At 69.3% G+C, this 16,731-nt stretch carries 16 protein-coding genes; 12 read left to right on the forward strand and 4 right to left on the reverse strand.

The window, feature by feature from the left end; genetic code table 11:
* The first annotated feature begins 3 nt into the window (after positions 1-3).
* Positions 4-870, forward strand: coding sequence for an HpcH/HpaI aldolase/citrate lyase family protein (locus A5481_RS02260; protein ID WP_048436401.1), 867 nt, complete (start codon positions 4-6; stop codon positions 868-870).
* A gap of 10 nt (positions 871-880) precedes the next feature.
* Positions 881-1,102 (forward strand): hypothetical protein, encoded by a 222-nt coding sequence (locus A5481_RS02265; protein ID WP_048436400.1) that lies wholly within the window; start codon positions 881-883, stop codon positions 1,100-1,102.
* A gap of 22 nt (positions 1,103-1,124) precedes the next feature.
* Here A5481_RS02265 and A5481_RS02270 read toward each other — a convergent pair whose 3' ends face one another.
* Positions 1,125-1,379 carry a helix-turn-helix domain-containing transcriptional regulator gene (locus A5481_RS02270; RefSeq protein WP_048436411.1) on the reverse strand — a complete coding sequence of 85 codons (255 nt, stop codon included), beginning with the start codon at positions 1,377-1,379 and terminating at the stop codon, positions 1,125-1,127.
* A gap of 18 nt (positions 1,380-1,397) precedes the next feature.
* Entirely contained in the window at positions 1,398-1,688 is a 291-nt protein-coding gene (locus A5481_RS02275; protein ID WP_048436399.1) for a type II toxin-antitoxin system RelE/ParE family toxin, read from the reverse strand.
* A gap of 149 nt (positions 1,689-1,837) precedes the next feature.
* Between A5481_RS02275 and A5481_RS02280 the strand changes: the two genes are divergently transcribed.
* From A5481_RS02280 to A5481_RS02295, 4 genes are all read left to right on the forward strand, one after another.
* A complete protein-coding gene (locus tag A5481_RS02280; protein WP_064503753.1) occupies positions 1,838-3,031 on the forward strand; it encodes a phenylacetate--CoA ligase family protein in 1,194 nt (397 codons plus the stop codon).
* An 856-nt stretch (positions 3,032-3,887) separates the two neighbouring features.
* A complete protein-coding gene (locus tag A5481_RS02285) occupies positions 3,888-4,229 on the forward strand; it encodes a helix-turn-helix domain-containing protein (RefSeq protein WP_048437348.1) in 342 nt (113 codons plus the stop codon).
* A 780-nt stretch (positions 4,230-5,009) separates the two neighbouring features.
* Positions 5,010-5,675, forward strand: a complete 666-nt coding sequence (locus A5481_RS02290) for a hypothetical protein (protein WP_048437347.1) — start codon at positions 5,010-5,012, stop codon at positions 5,673-5,675.
* Between the two features lie 145 nt (positions 5,676-5,820).
* On the forward strand, positions 5,821-6,540 hold the full coding sequence (locus A5481_RS02295; protein WP_048437346.1) for a hypothetical protein: 720 nt from the start codon (positions 5,821-5,823) through the stop codon (positions 6,538-6,540).
* 152 nt (positions 6,541-6,692) lie between these two features.
* Here A5481_RS02295 and A5481_RS02300 read toward each other — a convergent pair whose 3' ends face one another.
* Both A5481_RS02300 and A5481_RS02305 read right to left on the reverse strand, forming a co-directional pair.
* Positions 6,693-8,369 (reverse strand): methyl-accepting chemotaxis protein, encoded by a 1,677-nt coding sequence (locus A5481_RS02300; RefSeq protein WP_064503754.1) that lies wholly within the window; start codon positions 8,367-8,369, stop codon positions 6,693-6,695.
* Between the two features lie 254 nt (positions 8,370-8,623).
* Positions 8,624-9,298, reverse strand: a complete 675-nt coding sequence (locus A5481_RS02305; protein ID WP_082173268.1) for a TetR/AcrR family transcriptional regulator — start codon at positions 9,296-9,298, stop codon at positions 8,624-8,626.
* Positions 9,299-9,489: 191 nt separating this feature from the next.
* On the opposite strand from A5481_RS02305, the gene A5481_RS02310 reads away from it, so the two are divergent.
* The 6 genes from A5481_RS02310 to A5481_RS02335 all read left to right on the forward strand — a co-directional run bounded on the left by A5481_RS02310 (position 9,490) and on the right by A5481_RS02335 (position 16,704).
* Positions 9,490-10,299 carry an ABC transporter ATP-binding protein gene (locus A5481_RS02310; RefSeq protein ID WP_048435431.1) on the forward strand — a complete coding sequence of 270 codons (810 nt, stop codon included), beginning with the start codon at positions 9,490-9,492 and terminating at the stop codon, positions 10,297-10,299.
* Positions 10,296-12,230 (forward strand): long-chain fatty acid--CoA ligase, encoded by a 1,935-nt coding sequence (locus tag A5481_RS02315; RefSeq protein ID WP_048435432.1) that lies wholly within the window; start codon positions 10,296-10,298, stop codon positions 12,228-12,230. The genes A5481_RS02310 and A5481_RS02315 overlap by 4 nt, the downstream gene beginning before the upstream one ends.
* Before the next feature lie 13 nt (positions 12,231-12,243).
* Complete coding sequence (locus A5481_RS02320; RefSeq protein WP_048435433.1) at positions 12,244-13,137, forward strand: branched-chain amino acid ABC transporter permease; 894 nt, start codon at positions 12,244-12,246, stop codon at positions 13,135-13,137.
* Positions 13,137-14,210 carry a branched-chain amino acid ABC transporter permease gene (locus tag A5481_RS02325; protein ID WP_048435434.1) on the forward strand — a complete coding sequence of 358 codons (1,074 nt, stop codon included), beginning with the start codon at positions 13,137-13,139 and terminating at the stop codon, positions 14,208-14,210. Before A5481_RS02320 ends, A5481_RS02325 begins: the two co-directional genes overlap by 1 nt.
* Positions 14,211-14,263: 53 nt before the next feature.
* A complete protein-coding gene (locus tag A5481_RS02330) occupies positions 14,264-15,547 on the forward strand; it encodes an ABC transporter substrate-binding protein (RefSeq protein WP_048435435.1) in 1,284 nt (427 codons plus the stop codon).
* Positions 15,548-15,867: 320 nt separating this feature from the next.
* A complete protein-coding gene (locus tag A5481_RS02335) occupies positions 15,868-16,704 on the forward strand; it encodes an ABC transporter ATP-binding protein (protein WP_048435436.1) in 837 nt (278 codons plus the stop codon).
* The last annotated feature ends 27 nt before the right edge of the window (positions 16,705-16,731 follow it).

Genomic DNA, 16,731 nt, shown 5'->3' on the forward strand with positions numbered 1-16,731 from the left:
ACGATGCGCTCGCTGCTGTTCGTCCCCGGCGACTCGCCCCGCAAGCAGGAGAAGGGCCTGGAGGTCGGGGCCGACGCCCTGATCCTCGACCTCGAGGATTCCGTCGCGCCGGCCGAGAAGGGGAAGGCCCGCGAGGTCGCGGCCTCCTTCCTGGCGCGGATGCGGGATGCCACGGGCCGGCCGAAGCTCTACGTCCGCGTCAACGCCCTCGATACCGGTCTCACCGAGGACGACCTCGCGGCGGTGATGCCGCACGCCCCCGACGGGATCATGCTGCCGAAAGCCGAGGGTGGCCCGAGCGTCGCCCATCTCGGCGCGCGCCTCGCGGTCCACGAGGCGGAAGCCGGGCTCCCCGACGGCGCCACCCGCATCCTGCCGATCGCCACCGAGACGGCGCGGGCGGTCTTCGCGCTGTCCACCCTGCCGGGATCGAGCCCGCGGCTGTCGGGCGTCACCTGGGGGGCGGAGGACCTGTCCGCCGACATCGGCGCCGAGACCAACCGGGCCGAGGACGGTGCCTGGAGCGCGCCGTTCCAGCTCGCCCGCAACCTGACCCTGATGGCGGCCGCCGCCGCGGAGGTCGACGCGATCGACACGATCAACGCCCATTTCCGCGATCTCGACGGCCTCGCCCGCGAGTGCCGCGCGGCCCGCCGCGACGGGTTCGTCGGCAAGATGGCGATCCACCCGGCGCAGGTCGCCGTCATCAACGAGGCCTTCACGCCGACGGACGCCGCGATCGATCAGGCGCGCAAGGTCGTGGCCGCCTTCGCGCGATCGCCGGGCGTCGGCGTGGTCGGGATCGACGGCGAGATGTTCGACCGGCCGCACCTGCGCCGGGCGGAACGGCTGCTGGCCAGGGTGGGGTGAGGCACGACGGATGGAAGCGGCCGGAGACGCGCTCGCCAAACGCGAACTGGAAGGCTTCGCCTTGAGGGAGTTCCGGGCCAAGCGATCGACCCAGCCCGAATTGCGCCGCCTCCTCGGCTTCGGTACCCGTACGGCGCTCGACGCCTTCCTGAAGGAGCAAGGCGTCTACGCGGATGACGATCACGCAGATCTGATGCAGGATCTGCGTAATCTCGATCGCATCGGTCGGTGACGCCGTGGCTGCCGGGGCGCCCTCACGATACGCCGAGCGGGGCGACACTCATCCTGAGACCGAGCCGGTGCAGCAGATCCATGACCGCGGCCAGATGCGACGCGCCCGCCTGCACCTCGCCGCGAGCGAGACCGCGTGCCCGAGCGACGGCCTCGAACGCATGGGCGACCAGGGCCGGATCGTCCTCGGCGAGCACCGCTTCGAGATAGGCGGCGATCCGTTCGGGGCTGTCGAGGTAATCCGCAGTGTCGTAGGGTGTGAGCAGGATGTCGGTCATGGTCGTCATCATCGACATTCACAGAGAGGCTGCCAAGGCCTTCGCCCGGCGGATATCACGCGGCTGGGAGGATTTGTCACCTCCGCACAGGAGAATGACGATCTCATCGCCGCGCCGTACGAAATAGACTCTGTATCCGGGGCCGACATGAATGCGCATCTCGCTCACGCCGTCGCCAACCGGCGCCACGTCGCCCGGGTTCCCGAGCGCCAGCCGGTCGATCCTCTTGGCGATCTGAGCGAAGGCCGTTACATTGCGCAGCCTTGAAAACCACGCTGCAAATTCGGGATGCTGCTGTATGCGCGTCATGACGTAACGACAGTTGCAGATCTTCTGCTTACCGGGGCTCGGAGTGTCAGGCAACCGCGCGGCCGGTCTCGTGATGACGAATTCCTTGTTTCGACCTTGACGCACCGCGCGATCAACGCGCGGGCCCTTGCCCGGGAGGACGCCACGCCATGCCCCACACCGACAGCCAAGCCACCCCCTCCGAAGCCGCCCTCCTCGCCCGCCTCCCCAGCGCCCTCGACGCCGCCCTCAAAGCCCCAGCCTACGCCGCCCACCTCGCCGGCATCGACCCCGCCGCCGTGACCGACCGGGCGGCGCTCGCCCGCCTGCCGGTGCTGCGCAAGGGCGAGATGCCGGCGCGCCAGCGCGAGGCCCTGCCGTTCGGCGGCTTCGTGCCGGGGACAGCGGGCGGGTTTCCCCGCCTCTTCACCTCGCCGGGGCCGATCTTCGAGCCGCAGCGGGCGGGGGAGGATCCGTGGGGCGGCGCGCCGGCGCTCGCCGCCGCGGGCTTCACGGCCGGCGAGGTGGTGCTCAACACCTTCGGCTACCACCTGACGCCGGGCGGCTTCATCTTCGACACCGCGGCCCGGGCGCTGGGCTGCGCGGTGATTCCGGCCGGCCCCGGCAACACCGAGCAGCAGCTCGACCTGATCGAGGCCTATCGCCCCGCCGGCTATGTCGGCACGCCGGACTTCCTCAAGGTGCTGCTCGATGCCGGCGCCAAGGCCGGGCGCGACGTGTCGTCGATCGTCAAGGCGCTGGTTTCCGGCGCCGCCTTCCCGCCCTCGCTCCAGGCCGAGTTCCGGGAGCGCGGCATTGCCGCAGCCCAAGCCTACGCCACCGCGGATGTCGGCTTCATCGCCTACGAGGTGCCGGGAGAACCCGGTCTCCTCGTCGGCGACGGGCTGATCCTCGAGATCGTGCGTCCCGGCACCGGCGATCCGGTGCCGGAGGGCGAGGTCGGCGAGATCGTCGTCACGGTGCCCGACCGCGACCGGCCGCTGATCCGCTACGCGCTGGGCGACCTCACGGCGGCTCTGCCCGGCGGCCGGATTCGCGGCTGGATGGGCCGGGCCGACCAGGCCGCCAAGGTGAAGGGCATGTTCGTGCGCCCCGAGCAGGTCGCCGAGATCGCCCGCCGCCACCCCGGGCTCGGCCGCCTGCGCCTGGTGGTGACCCGGGCCGACGAGGCCGACGTCATGACGCTCCGGGCGGAAGCCGCGACGCCGGAAACCACCCTTGCGGAGGCCGTCGCCGAGACCCTGCGGGCAGTGACGAAGCTGCGCGGGGCGGTCGACCTCGTCGCCCCGGGCAGCCTGCCGAACGACGGCAAGGTGATCGCCGACGAGCGGCCGGTCGGCTGACGGCGCGGGCGGCCCCGGCCGGGAGGTGCGCGGCGCGACCGCGCGGCGGCCGGCGCCCCGACCTCCCGGCGAGCTCGTCCGCACGGCATCGCGAACCGGGGGCGACCCCGGTGGCGGCATCCGCCCCGCACGACCGATGAACGGTCGACTGCGCCACCGGTCCGGCGGAGCGACCGCGAGGCGGCGCCGCAACCTGAGGGAATGGCGGCATACCGCTGTCGCTCGTCGCCCCGACGGTGATCCGCGATCGATGATCCGCAACGGTCCCGCAGGATCGGGCCGCCTCCTTCGAGAATTGCGTTAGATCATCGACGCCGAGGCGCACCGTTCGCCGGGGCGACAGCCGTGCTTTCCCAGAGGTCGGCGGTCGCGTTGATGTCTCTCTAGGTTGTGATAGTGTCACTCCGCGAATCAGAGACACGAGCAGGTTGACCGTGGCGGACCGATCCGATGCACGAACATCGCTACGTCGTTCGATCGACAATATCGTTGCAAGAGCAGGGCATCGGCATCTTGCCGATGATTGTCCTGTCGTGATGCGGCGCAATGCCGATCATGACCTTGCACCTCGACCGCGACCCGCCGGGACGGCGCCCCGAGACCGCCGGCCTGCCGCTGCGCGGCAACCTCATCGACACGCGCCATGACGACCGGATGCCCCTTTCCGGGCAAGGCGGGCGGCGAAGGCGCGCGCCGGCGGGCGGTCACCCCGCCCTGACACCGCCGATTCCCGGTTCGGCGAGGGACCGACGGCCGGGTCCCCTGCCCCGCTCCGCGCCGGGCGGCCGACCCGGCCGCGGCGGATTGCGGGGGCTGCCCCATCGGCGAAGGCCCCGGTCATGATCGGTGAGGACGGATGAGCCGAGACCATGCGCGCGGAAAGCGCATTCGCGAAGCGATCGCGCAGAAGAACGTCACCAAGAACCAGGCCCTGGCGGCCGAGCTCGACGTCTCGGCCGCGGCCGTGTCCCGCTGGCAGAGCGGGGGGCACCTGTCGCTGGAAAGCGCCTGTGCGTTGGCAGAGCGGCTGGACGTCTCGCTGGACTGGCTGCTGCTGGGGCGGGGAACCATCGACTGGCACCGCGACGACGCCCTGTCGCCGAGCGAGCTGCAGCACGTCATGACGCTGCGCAAGCACACGCAATCGGTGCGGGCGCTGATCGTCAACCTGCTGGAGGAGATCCCGGCGCGGCCGTGATGCCGGCGCGCCTCGCCGTCGCCACCTCGGTGCCGATGCGTCCGGCGCATCGGCACCCGTTCCGGCCGAGCCGGCGCATCGCCCACGAAAGCCGCAAGGCTGCCCGGGGAGGAGACGTCGCGCGAGCTTTTCCCCTCGCTCCTCTGCGGGGGAAGGTGCCCGGCGGAGCCGGGGCAGCGGGACGAAGTCCCGCCGAGAGGGGCAGCGCGACAATGACGGATGCGGCGCCCCTCAGAACGGTTCGGTCATGTCTGGACGCGGCGTCCCCTCTCCCGGCCCGTCCGGGGGCCACCCGCAGAGGGAGGAGGGAAAAGCCCCGCGCCATCCTTTCCCCGGGCGGCCCTGCGGAAGCCGCGACCGGCTTGCCGCCAGAACATCCGACGTGCCCGCCGGGCGGCCGGCTCGGCGCCGGAGCAGGGCCTCGGACGGCGCGCCGCAGCCGCCGGACGGCGAGACTGCGATCAATCCGACAGTCTCGCGAATCACTGCGGCAATGCCGTCGCTCGCTATACCCGCATCTACTGCAAAATACTGGCCGTCGGCAAGCATTTCGACGCATGGGACCGGCGCCGCAACCATCTCGCATCATGGAAGATTTGCGCTCAGATCAAGCGCATCCGTGAAATTAAACCTGAGATCAATCGATCGACGTTGCATCAAGAGTTTCTCAAAGTCATAAGACAGCGCGGTCTCAATCGAACGGCACATTCGCCCTCAAGCGATCCATCCATCCGAAGAGTCCGCACCGATCGCGACGCCAACCATCAGCAAGGAATCAATATGTCGACCCTCCTGACCATCAACGTCACCAATAACGAAGCCAACAACCAGAATTTCTTCTTCTTTCAGCAGCCGGCCATCTATGTCGGCGGCGCCACGGTCTACAGCAACAGCCTGTACACGGCACCGCTCGGCAATCACGCCGCCACGGGCGGATCCCTGACGTTCCTGGTCAACCTCCAGTATTACGCCGGCGTGCAGCAGGCGACGCAGGCGCCGGTGCCGGGCCAGACCTCCGGCTACGGCTCGGCCATGCAGCCGATCGACCTGGCGCCGAGCGCCGGCTCGACGCTGCAGAACAACGACTTGACGACGGCGACGCTCGTCCCGCTCGGCCTGTCCAAGCCGGTTCCCGGCTCGGGCGTCGAGCCGGGCGCCTTCCGCATCACCATGCCCGTGTTCGCGCCGCCCGCGATCTACAACGTCGGCTCGGCCGTCCTGGCCAACGGGACTCCCGTCCTGTCGAACTTCGTCCAGGCCCAGCCGAACACCAACACGGATTGCCAGCCGATCCTCAAGTTCTACGTCGCGACCGGAAGCTACACCCCCGGCACCGTCATGGACTTCACCCAGTCGAGCGTGAGCGCCGCGCTGTGCGACTTCACCGGCGGCCGCACCACCATCAACGTGACGCTCAACAACGACGGCTCCTGGACGGTGGCGTAAGCCCGGCGCGCGTCGAGCGGACCGAGGTACGGGGCGATCGTCCCGTACCTCCCTACCCGCGGCGCGGCCGAGATCGCGGCCGAGATCGCGGCCAAGCGCGAGGGGCGCCCAAGACAGGGATCAGGACAAGGATCACGACGCCGTCATGACCGCTTCCTATACCGTGATCGTCCGCAATGCGTCGCAATTCCCCTCGTATTTCTACATCTTCCAGAAGATCGCCACCTTCAGCCCGGTCAGCGCGGACGGCGTCGTTTGCTGCAGCCTCGGCTGCGCACAAATCGGAAATTACGACGCCGGGGGGTCGCAGATCACGTTCACGCTCGATGCCCAGGTCTATGCCGGAGCGGTCGATACGGGGCAGACTGCCGCGTCGACCGGTGCCTGGGCGTTGCTGCGCTCACCGATGCTCAACATGTCCACGACGAGTTCGTCCGTCCAGCGGATCACCCCGACGGCGCAGCCCAACGACACGACCTCGCCCAACCGCACCACGATGTCCCTCGGCCCGCTGAGCTTGTCGAAAGCGGTGAACGCCTCCGGGATGAGCGTCGGCGCCTTCGGCATCCAGGTCCCGCCCTACACGAGGCCGCCGACCCCGACCCTGCGGTGCGGCAATGCGGCCACCCTCGACAGCGGCATCGTCGTCCTGTCGAGTTCCGTCTCGCCGCTGCCGAACCAGCTGCTGTCCTGCACACCGGAGAGCATTTACTTCGTGAAGGTGGGCCCATGTGCAGAAGGAACGCCCATCAAGTACGACACGGATCCGTCGACGTCTATCGCGTGCGATTTCACGACAGGATATCGAACGATCGTCGTGCAATACAACGCCGACGGAACGTTCTCGATCATCGCGTCGTCGTGATCGTCGCAGCCGCGGGCAAAGCCTCGCCCGGGGGAGACCGCCGAGCCGGCACCGCCGGTCCGCCCCGGCGCGCATGGATGATCGCGCATCCCGCGCCGAGGCCGCGCCGCCCCGGCGCGGCAGCGGACGCGACCTTGCCGGTGGCGCGGTCCTCAGGCCGCCCGGACCTGCGCCAGGAAGCGGTCGACCTCGGCCGAGAGGAGCTCGGACTGGCGCGACAGCTCGGAGGCCGAGGCCAGCACCTGGCTCGCCGCAGCGCCGGTCTCCTCGGCCGCCCCCGCCACCCCGGCGATGTTGCCCGTCACCTCGCCGGTCCCGGCGGCGGCCTGGGAGACGTTGCGGACGATCTCCTGCGTCGCCGCACCCTGCTCCTCGACCGCGGCCGCGATCGAGGTCGCCACGCCCGAGATCTCCTCGATCCGCGCCGTGATCCCGCCGATCGCGCCGGCCGCCTGGCCGGTGGTGGCCTGGATCGCCGCGATCTGGCCGGTGATCTCCTCGGTCGCGCGGGCCGTCTGGCCGGCGAGCTCCTTGACCTCGGCCGCCACCACCGCGAAGCCGCGGCCGGCCGCCCCGGCGCGGGCCGCCTCGATGGTGGCGTTGAGCGCCAGGAGATTCGTCTGCGCCGCGATCGACGAGATCAGCCCGACCACGTCGCCGATCCGGGCGGTCGCCTCGGTCAGCGCCCGGACCTGACCGGCGGTCTGCCCGGCCTCGGCCACGGCGGCGCGGGCCAGCTGCGCCGAGCCGTCGACCTGGCGCCCGATCTCCTGCACCGAGGCGCCGAGCTCCTCCGCCGCCACCGCGACGGTCTCGACGTTGGCGGAGGCCTGCTCGGCCGCCGCCGCTGCGGCGGTGGACTGGGCCGCCGTCTGGGTCGCCGTGGCGGTCATCGTCTGGGCGGTGCCGCGCAGCTCGCCCGAGGCGGCGGCGACGCCGGCGACGACGCCGGTGATCGAGGATTCGAAGCCCTGGATCAGCTCGTTGAGGGCCGCCGCGCGGCGCATGCGGCGCAATTCCTCGGCCTCGCTCTCGCCGCGCAGCCGCTCGCGCTCGATGGCGTTGTCGCGGAAAACCATCACGGCGCGGGCCATCGCCCCGACCTCGTCGCGCCGCCCGGCCTCCGGCACCGCGAGATCGGTGCGCCCCTGCGACAAGCCGGTCATCGCGGCGCCCAGGCGCTCCATCGGCCGCACCACCGAGCGGACGATCAGCAGCGAGACGCCGCCGAGGACCAGCAGGATGGCGAGGCCGGCGACGGCCAGGCGCCCGATCTGCTCGACGATCATCGCCCGCAGGTCGCTGACGTACTCGCTGGTCCCGATGTAGAACTGCCAGGGCGCGTAGTAGCGGAACAGCCCGATCTTCGGTGTCGCCTCGGTCTGGCCCTCGGGCACCCAGACGTAACGGTAGGTCGCCACGCCGTCCCGCGCCGCGCGGGGCATGACCTCGGCGACGAAGCGGAAGCCGGACGGGTCGGCGATGCCCATCAGGTTGCGGCCGACCACCTTCGCGGAAGGATGCGCGATCACCGTGCCGGCGCTGTCGTTGACGTAAAGGTAGTTGTCGCGCCCGTGCCGCATCGCGGCGATGTCGGCCAGGGCCGCCTCGCGGGCGGAGGCCTCGGTCATCTCGCCCTTCGCCGCCTTCTGCCGGTAGCGCTCGACGATGTTGGCTGCCGCCTCCGTGATGACCGAGAGCCGGTCGGTGCGCTGCGCCATCATCGCGTCGTACTGATAGGTGAGCGCGATCCCGCCGAGCGCGATCAGGCTGAAGCCCGCGAGCGCGATCAGCAGGGCGAACTTGCGAGGAAGGGTAAGCACGAACATTGAACGGCCGCTCCGGATCCGGGTCTCGCCGGATGACGCGCCGGTAATAGATGGGCGGGAGTGAACGGTCGGTTTATCTTGCGAGCCGCCGACGCGACATGTGCTCGACCTGGGAAAGCTTGCCCATGCGGCATCCGGCGCGGATCTCGGGCGTATCGCAGCGCAGCATCGCCGTTCGCGGTCCCGGGGCGGGACTGCCGGCCCGCCGGAGGGCGACGCCGCGGCTTCCCTCCCGGGCGCCGTCCGCCCCGCGCCTACGCGACGCCGGCCCGCAGGGCCCCGCGCCGGCGCGCCGGCACCGCGGCGGGGTCCACCACCGCCTCGCCGCGGGCCGGCGCCTCGCCGCGGGCGAGCGCCAGCACCATGCCGGTGAAGATCGCCTGCAACCCCTCCGTCGAGAGCCGCCCCTCCGGCTTGTACCAGGTGCAGATGCCCGACAGCATCGCCAGGATGGCGAGCGTCGCCATCCGGGTATCGGCCAGCCGGAACTCCCCGGTGGCGCAGCCGTGATCGAGGATGTCGCCGAGCTTGCGCTCGTAGTCGCGCCGCATCGCCACCACGGCGGCGAGGTTGTCCGGCTCGAGGCTGCGCAGCTCGGAGTAGCAGATGAACACCTCCTGCGCCCGCGCCACGTGATAGGCGACGTGGAAGGCGGTGAAGCAGGTCAGCCGCGCCTCGGCGCTGCCCTCGGGCAGGAGCGCCGCATCGAGGGCGGCGTGCAGGTCGAGCATGTGCCCGCGGATGAGGTCGAACAGGAATTCCTGCTTGTTGCGGAAGTAGTTGTAGAGCGAGCCCTGCTGGATGCCGACCTCGGCCGCGAGCTGGCGCAGGCTCATCGCGGCATAGCCGTGGGTGGCGATGAGCTTGAGCCCCGCCCGCCGGATGGCCTCCTCGGTCCGCGGTCCCGACGAGCCTGCGATACGCGCCATGCTGCCCCTAACCCCGCCCTCACGGGGCGTGCCGCCCCTCGACTTTCGTCGCGCCAGTGTAGCACTTGACGCTCGGAAAAAAACAGTCGAACGTATTTTCACGGCGAATGACCCGGACGCATACCGGGCATCCGCCACAGGCAGAGCGGCGCCGGACACGAGCGCGGCCGCCATCCCAGGGAGGATCAGGCGTGGCGGAAACCCTCGCGGTTCGCCAGATCTCGTTGCGCTTCGGCGGCGTGAAGGCGCTGACGGATGTCAGCTTCGCGGTCGAGAAGGGCGAGCTGTTCTCGATCATCGGCCCCAACGGCGCCGGCAAGACCTCGATGATCAACTGCATCTCGGGCCGCTACCGGCCGTCCGAGGGCCAGATCCTGCTCGACGGCCGCGACATCACGAAGGCGACGCCGAACCAGCGCCCGGCGCTCGGCATCGGCCGGACCTTCCAGAACCTCGCGCTGTTCCACCACATGAGCGTGCTCGACAACATCCTGGTCGGGCGCCACCACCTGATGCGCAACAACTTCGTCACCGGCTCGCTCTACTGGCTGCCCGGCGTGCGGAGCGAGGAGCTGGCGCATCGCCGCCGGGTCGAGGAGATCGTCGATTTCCTCGACCTCCAGGCCTACCGCAAGGCGCCCGCCGGAACCCTGTCCTACGGCCTGCGCAAGCGGGTGGAACTGGCCCGCGCCATGGCGCTCGAACCGAAGCTGATCCTCCTCGACGAGCCGATGGCCGGCATGAACCTCGAGGAGAAGGAGGACATGGCCCGCTACATCGTCGACCTCAACGAGGAGTTCGGCATGACCGTCGTGATGATCGAGCACGACATGGGCGTGGTCATGGACATCTCGCACCGGGTGATGGTGCTCGATTTCGGCCGCCGCATCGCGCTCGGCCGCCCCGAGGCGGTGCTCGCCGATCCGCACGTGCGGAAAGCCTATCTCGGCGAGGAAGACGAGGAGCCCGCATCCCCCGAACCGGCGAGGGCGGCGTCGTGACGACCGATTTCTCACGCATCGCCCGCGAGGCCGACACCTTCCCGAAGCTCCTGCGCCGCAACGCCGCCGAGCACGCGGACGAGGTCGCGTTGCGCGAGAAGATCTTCGGGCTGTGGCGCCCGACGACTTGGGGCGCGTACCACGCCCGCACCCGCGCCTTCGCCCTCGGCCTGTCGGAATTGGGCATCGGCCGCGGCGACGTCGTCGGGCTGATCGGCGACAACCGTCCCGACTGGGTGGCGGGCGAGATCGCCGCCCACGCGCTCGGCGCCCTGTCGCTCGGCCTCTACCGCGACGCGCTCGAGGACGAGGTCCAGTATCTCCTCGACTTCGCTCAGGCGAAGGCGGTGATCGCCGAGGACGAGGAGCAGGTCGACAAGCTCCTGAACCTCGCCGACGGCCTGCCGTCCCTGCGCCACATCGTGTTCTGCGATCCCCGCGGGATGCGCAAATACGACGATCCGCGGCTGATCTCGGCGGACGCGCTGGCGGCCAGGGGCGAGGCCCGGCACGCCGCCGATCCCGGCCTCTACGACCGGATGGTCGACGCGACCGAAGCCGAGGCGGTGGCGATCCTGTGCACCACCTCGGGCACCACGGCGCGGCCGAAGCTCGCCATGCTGAGCGGGGGCCGGGTCTTACGCCACTGCGCCCGCTACCTCGCCGCCGACCCGAAGGGGCCGGAGGACGATTACGTCTCGGTGCTGCCGCTGCCCTGGATCATGGAGCAGGTCTACGCGCTCGGCCAGGCTCTGCTGTCCCGGATGAAGGTCAACTTCGTCGAGGATGCCGACACGCTGATGCACGACTTCCGGGAGATCGCCCCGACCTTCGTGCTGTTCGCCCCCCGGGTCTGGGAGGCGGTGGCCGCCGACGTGCGCGCCCGGATGATGGATGCGTCCCCGTTCAAGCGCGCCCTCTACGAGCGCGGGATGAAGATGGGGCTCGAAGCCCTCGACACCGGCACGCGCTCGAGCGCGGCCGACGCCCTGCTGTTCCGGGCCCTGCGCGACCGCCTCGGCTTCACCCGGCTCACCTCCGCGGCGACCGGGGGTGCGGCGCTCGGCCCCGACACGTTCCGGTTCTTCCGCGCCATGGGCGTGCCGTTGCGCCAGCTCTACGGCCAGACCGAGACGCTCGGCGCCTACACCCTGCACCGGGGCGAGACGGTCGATTTCGACACCGTCGGCGTGCCCTTCGACGACAGCATCGAGATCCGGGTCCTCGACCCCGACCGCAACGGCATCGGCGAGGTGCTGGCGCGCCACGCCAACATGTTCCACGGCTACTACAAGGCCGGCCCCGACACCCCGAGCGACGTGCGCGACGGCTGGATGCACACCGGCGACGCCGGCTACGTCGACAAGAAGGGCGAGCTGGTCGTCATCGACCGAATCAAGGACCTCGCGGTCAATGTCCACGGCGAGCGCTTCTCGCCGCAATACATCGAGAACAAGCTGAAGTTCAGCCCCTACGTCGCCGAGGCCGTGATCCTGGGTGCCGGGCGCGAGTACCTGGCGGCTTTGGTCTGCATCCGCTACGCGGTGGTGGCGAAATGGGCCGAGAAGAACCGCATCGCCTTCACGACGTATTCCGATCTCGCCTCGAAGCCGGCGGTGATCGAGCTGATCCGGAAAGAGGTCGAGCGGGTCAATGCCGGGCTGACCGACGTGCAGCGCGTGGCCAAATTCGTGCTCCTCTACAAGGAGCTCGACGCCGATGACGGCGAATTGACCCGCACCCGCAAGGTTCGGCGGGGCGTGATCAACGAGAAATACGCCGATTTGATCGACACGATCTATGCCGGCGCGCCGAGCTACCGGGTCGATACGGTGATCCGGTTCCAGGACGGCACGACGCAACGCATCCGCACCACCCTGCCGGTGATCGACCTCACGGCGGCCCCCGCCACCCTCGCCGCCGCCGAATAGGGGCCTTGAGGCCATGAACACCCATCTGCTGCTCCAGCTCGTCGTCAACGGGCTGATCGTCGGCGCCCTCTACGGGGTGGTCGCGATGAGCTTCGTGCTGATCTACAAGGCGAGCCAGGTCGTGAACTTCGCGCAGGGCGAATTTCTCTTGATCGGCGCCTGGGTGTGCTGGTGGCTGCTCACCACCTACCAGCTGCCGTTCCTCGTCGGCATGGGGATCACCTTCGCGTTCATGCTGGTCTTCGGCATCGCCCTCCAGGTGGTGGTGCTGCGGCCGCTGATCGGTGAGCCGATCATCTCGGTCATCATGGTGACGATCGGCCTGTCGATCTTCTTCCAGGCCCTGTGCAAGTGGCTGTTCGGGGTCTTCGCCCAGCCCTTCCCGCCGATCTTCCAGACCCAGTCGGTGCAGGTGCTCGGGCTCGAGATCCAGACCGTGTACCTGATGAGCCTCGGCATCTCGGTCGCCATGATGGCGGGCTTCGCCTGGTTCTTCCGCTACTCGAAGCACGGCCTTGCCATGCGGGCCACCGCCTTCAACCAGCAGGTGGCGCAGTCGCTCGGCATCTCGGTCCGCAACGTCTTCGCGATGGCCTGGGCGATCTCGGCGGTGGTGTCGTCGGTCGCCGGCATCGTCGTCGGCATCGTCAACGGCGTCTCGTCGGCCCTGTCGCTCTACGGCATCAAGGTGTTTCCGGCCGTCATCCTCGGCGGGCTCGACTCGGTCGTCGGCGCGGTCATCGGCGGCCTCGTGATCGGGGTATTGGAGAACGTCGCGCAATACGTCGACGGCCAGTACCTGCACTGGGGCAACCTCTACGAGATCGTTCCCTTCTACGTCCTGGTGGTGATCCTGATGATCAAGCCTTACGGCCTGTTCGGCACCCGCGACATCGAGCGCGTCTGATGGCGACCCAGAGCCTGATCCCCGCCGGCGACTATCGCACCACGTACGCCGCCGACACCACCATCTTCCCGACCGCCGGCAGCCGCTACGCGGTCTGGGCAGGACTGGCGCTGCTCTGCCTCGCGCCCCTGGTGCTCGACCGCTACTGGCTGAGCCTCCTGATCCAGATCGGCTACTTCGCGGTGGCGGCGCTCGGCCTCAACATCCTGGTCGGCTTCACCGGGCAGATCTCGATCGGGCACGCCGCCTTCTTCGGCTTCGGCGCCTTTGCCTCTGCCTGGCTGTCGAACAACTATGGCATCCCGGTCTTCTTCGCGATCCCGCTCGCCGGCGTCATCACCACCGCGGTCGGGCTGATCTTCGGCCTGCCGGCGGCCCGGCTCAAGGGCCTCTACCTCGCCATCGCGACGCTCGCCGCGCAGTACATCCTCCAGGACTTCTTCGCCCGGGCGAACTGGTTCACCGGCGGCGTCGCCGGCACGGCGGCCGACGCCTTCTCGATCTTCGGCTTCGCCTTCGACACCGACCACCGCTACTTCTACGTGGTGCTGGCCTACCTGGTGCTGACCTTCGTGCTCGCCACCAACCTGATGCGCTCCCGCGACGGACGGGCGCTGGTGGCCGTGCGCGACCACTACCTGTCGGCGGAGATGATGGGGATCAACCTCACCCGCTACCGCACCCTGTCCTTCGGCCTCTCGGCCTTCTTCGCCGGCATCGGCGGGGCGCTCTACGGCCACTACCTGCAATTCGTCTCGGTCGAGGGTTTCGGGATCCTGCTCTCGATCCAGTTCCTCGGCATGATCATCATCGGCGGCCTCGGCTCGATCATGGGCACGCTGATGGGCACCGCCTTCATGGTGCTGGTGCCCGAGGCCATGGGCTGGATCACCGACGCGGTCCGCGGCTCGTCCCTCGACCGGGCGCTGTCGCTCAAGGACAACCTGTCCTTCCTGCGCGAGATGGCGATCGGCCTCGTGATCGTGCTCTTCCTGATGTTCGAGCCCGACGGGCTCGCCCATCGCTGGCGCCAGATCAAGGCGTACTGGAAGCTGTATCCGTTCTCGCACTGAACCCCTCGACGAGGCTGGAGGAACCAGCCCACCCACCGGAGGAAACGTCACCCATGCTTCGCCTGTCCTTTGGCCTGTCCCTCGCCTCGGCCGCCGCCCTCGCGCTCAGCCTGCCGGCGCTCGCCGCCGAGATCCCGATCGGCCACCTCGCCGACCAGAGCGGCGCCACCTCCGACGTCGGCGTGCCCTACGCCCAAGGGGTGGCCGACGCCCTCGCCTACGTGAACCGCAAGGGCGGCATCAAGGGCGAGAAGATGGCCGTCGAATCGGTCGATTACGGCTACCAGGTGCCCCGCGCCGTCGCCCTCTACAAGAAATGGACCGGCGGGCGCGACAAGGTCGCGGCGATCCAGGGCTGGGGCACCGCCGACACCGAGGCGCTCTCGGCCTTCGTCACCAAGGACGAGGTGCCCTACATCTCCGGCTCCTACGCCGCGCAGGTGAGCGACCCGACCGGCGCCAGCGGCAAGGCCAAGGCCGCGCCCTACAACTTCTTCTACGGCCCGACCTACTCGGATGGCTTACGCGCCATGCTGCTGTGGGCGGCCGACGACTGGAAGGCCAAGGGCAAGACCGGCAAGCCGAAATACGTCCACATGGGCGGCAACCACCCCTACCCGAACTCGCCCAAGGAAGCCGGCGAGGCGATGGCGAAGGATCTCGGCTTCGAGGTGCTGCCGGCGATCGTCTTCGCGCTCGCACCGGGCGACTACACGGCGCAATGCCTCACCGCCAAGAATGCCGGCGCCAACTACGCCTATCTCGGCAATACCGGCGGCTCGAACATCTCGCTGCTCAAGTCCTGCAAGTCGGTCGGCACCGACATCCAGTTCATGGGCAACGTCTGGGGCATGGACGAGAACGCCGCCAAGGCGGCCGGCGAGGCCGCGAACGGCGTCGTCTTCCCGGTTCGCACCGCGGCGGTGAGCGGCAGCACGGCGCCCGGCATGGCGACGGCCGCCGAGATCTCGAAGGTGTCGGATCCCGCCGGCACCGCGTACCGGCCGGTGCACTACTACACCGGGATCTGCGCCGCCCTCTACATGACCGAGGCGCTCGCCTGGGCCAAGGACAACGGGGGCTTGGCCGGCCCCAACGTCCGCAAGGGCTTCTACCAGAAGAAGGACTGGGTGCCGGCCGGCATGGAGGGCGTCTGCGTCCCCTCGACCTGGTCGCCCACCGACCATCGCGGGATGATGGAGGTCCACATCTACCGCGCCAAGGTCTCCGGCCCGACCGACGGGGCGCTGCCCGACCTGATGAAGGCCGGCACGATCAAGCTCGAGCCGGTCAAGACCGTGACGCTGCCGCGGAAGGCCGAGTGGCAGGGGTGGTGAGCCCCGTCCTCGACAGGTGATTCACTCTGAACCCTCCCCCCTCTGCGCAGGGCTGCCCGTAGAAAGTCCGCTTTAAAATCAAGCGCGGGATCCCCTCTCCCGAATGGGAGAGGGGTAGGGGTGAGGGTGCTACGGTTCCGTGTAAAGCTCAGTCGTCACGCTGCCAGCACGCCGGTGACCGCTTTACACTGAAGCGTGTCACCCTCACCCCCGGCCCCTCTCCCACTCGGGAGAGGGGAGGCGCGCCATCTCTTTCCCCGAACAGCCTTGCACTCTGCGGGGGAGGGTTCGACCTCGCATCTCACCCCTGGAGCCATCCGATGTCGCAGGTCATGACTCTCGAACGCCCGACTCAGGATGCCGCGCCGGCCCCCCTCCTCTCCCTGCGCAACGTCGAGGTCGTCTACGACGACGTCATCCTGGTCCTGCGCGGCTTGAGCCTCGACGTGCCGGCGGGGTCGATCACGGCGTTGCTCGGCGCCAACGGCGCCGGCAAGTCGACGACGCTCAAGGCCATCTCGGGCCTCCTGCGCTCCGAGGACGGCGAGGTCACCCGCGGCGAGATCGTGTTCGACGGCGCCCGCATCGACGGCATCGAGCCGGACCGGATCGTGCGCCGCGGCATCTTCCAGGTGATGGAGGGCCGCCGCATCGTCGCCGACATGACGCCGATGGAGAACCTGCGCCTCGGCGCCTTCTCGCGCCGCGACAAGGAGATCGGCCAGGATCTCGAGCGGGTGCTGACCTACTTCCCGCGCCTCAAGGAGCGCACGGGTGCCGCCGGCTACCTCTCGGGCGGCGAGCAGCAGATGCTGGCGATCGGCCGCGCCCTGATGGCCCGCCCCCGCCTGATCCTGATGGACGAGCCCTCGATGGGCCTCTCGCCCCTCCTGGTGAAGGAGGTGTTCTCCATCATCCGCCAGATCAACCGGGATCTCGGCGTCACCATCCTGCTCGTCGAGCAGAACGCCCGCGCCGCCCTCTCGGTGGCCGATCGCGGCTACATCATGGAGCAGGGCAAGGTGGTGCTCGACGGCACCGTCGAGGAGTTGCGCACCAACGAGGACGTCAAGGAATTCTACCTCGGCGGCGCCGGCGACCAGAGGAAGAGCTTTCGGAATCTCAAGAGCTTCAAGCGTCGCAAGCGGTGGATCTGAGAACTCATCTTCCCCGACCGGCCGGGC

The organism is Methylobacterium platani (genome assembly GCF_001653715.1).
GTDB classification, from domain to species: domain Bacteria; phylum Pseudomonadota; class Alphaproteobacteria; order Rhizobiales; family Beijerinckiaceae; genus Methylobacterium; species Methylobacterium platani.

Bases quoted from the DNA above. Each gene is read 5' to 3' on its own strand.
- A5481_RS02335 (WP_048435436.1), top strand. From the start codon at position 15,868: ATGTCGCAGGTCATGACTCTCGAACGCCCGACTCAGGATGCCGCGCCG.
- A5481_RS02305 (WP_082173268.1), bottom strand. From the start codon at position 9,298: ATGGCGCGTATCGCAGGCTCGTCGGGACCGCGGACCGAGGAGGCCATC.
- A5481_RS02290 (WP_048437347.1), top strand. From the start codon at position 5,010: ATGTCGACCCTCCTGACCATCAACGTCACCAATAACGAAGCCAACAAC.
- A5481_RS02330 (WP_048435435.1), top strand. From the start codon at position 14,264: ATGCTTCGCCTGTCCTTTGGCCTGTCCCTCGCCTCGGCCGCCGCCCTC.
- A5481_RS02320 (WP_048435433.1), top strand. From the start codon at position 12,244: ATGAACACCCATCTGCTGCTCCAGCTCGTCGTCAACGGGCTGATCGTC.
- A5481_RS02260 (WP_048436401.1), top strand. From the start codon at position 4: ATGCGCTCGCTGCTGTTCGTCCCCGGCGACTCGCCCCGCAAGCAGGAG.
- A5481_RS02295 (WP_048437346.1), top strand. From the start codon at position 5,821: ATGACCGCTTCCTATACCGTGATCGTCCGCAATGCGTCGCAATTCCCC.
- A5481_RS02285 (WP_048437348.1), top strand. From the start codon at position 3,888: ATGAGCCGAGACCATGCGCGCGGAAAGCGCATTCGCGAAGCGATCGCG.
- A5481_RS02270 (WP_048436411.1), bottom strand. From the start codon at position 1,379: ATGACCGACATCCTGCTCACACCCTACGACACTGCGGATTACCTCGAC.
- A5481_RS02300 (WP_064503754.1), bottom strand. From the start codon at position 8,369: ATGTTCGTGCTTACCCTTCCTCGCAAGTTCGCCCTGCTGATCGCGCTC.
- A5481_RS02325 (WP_048435434.1), top strand. From the start codon at position 13,137: ATGGCGACCCAGAGCCTGATCCCCGCCGGCGACTATCGCACCACGTAC.
- A5481_RS02265 (WP_048436400.1), top strand. From the start codon at position 881: ATGGAAGCGGCCGGAGACGCGCTCGCCAAACGCGAACTGGAAGGCTTC.
- A5481_RS02275 (WP_048436399.1), bottom strand. From the start codon at position 1,688: ATGACGCGCATACAGCAGCATCCCGAATTTGCAGCGTGGTTTTCAAGG.
- A5481_RS02280 (WP_064503753.1), top strand. From the start codon at position 1,838: ATGCCCCACACCGACAGCCAAGCCACCCCCTCCGAAGCCGCCCTCCTC.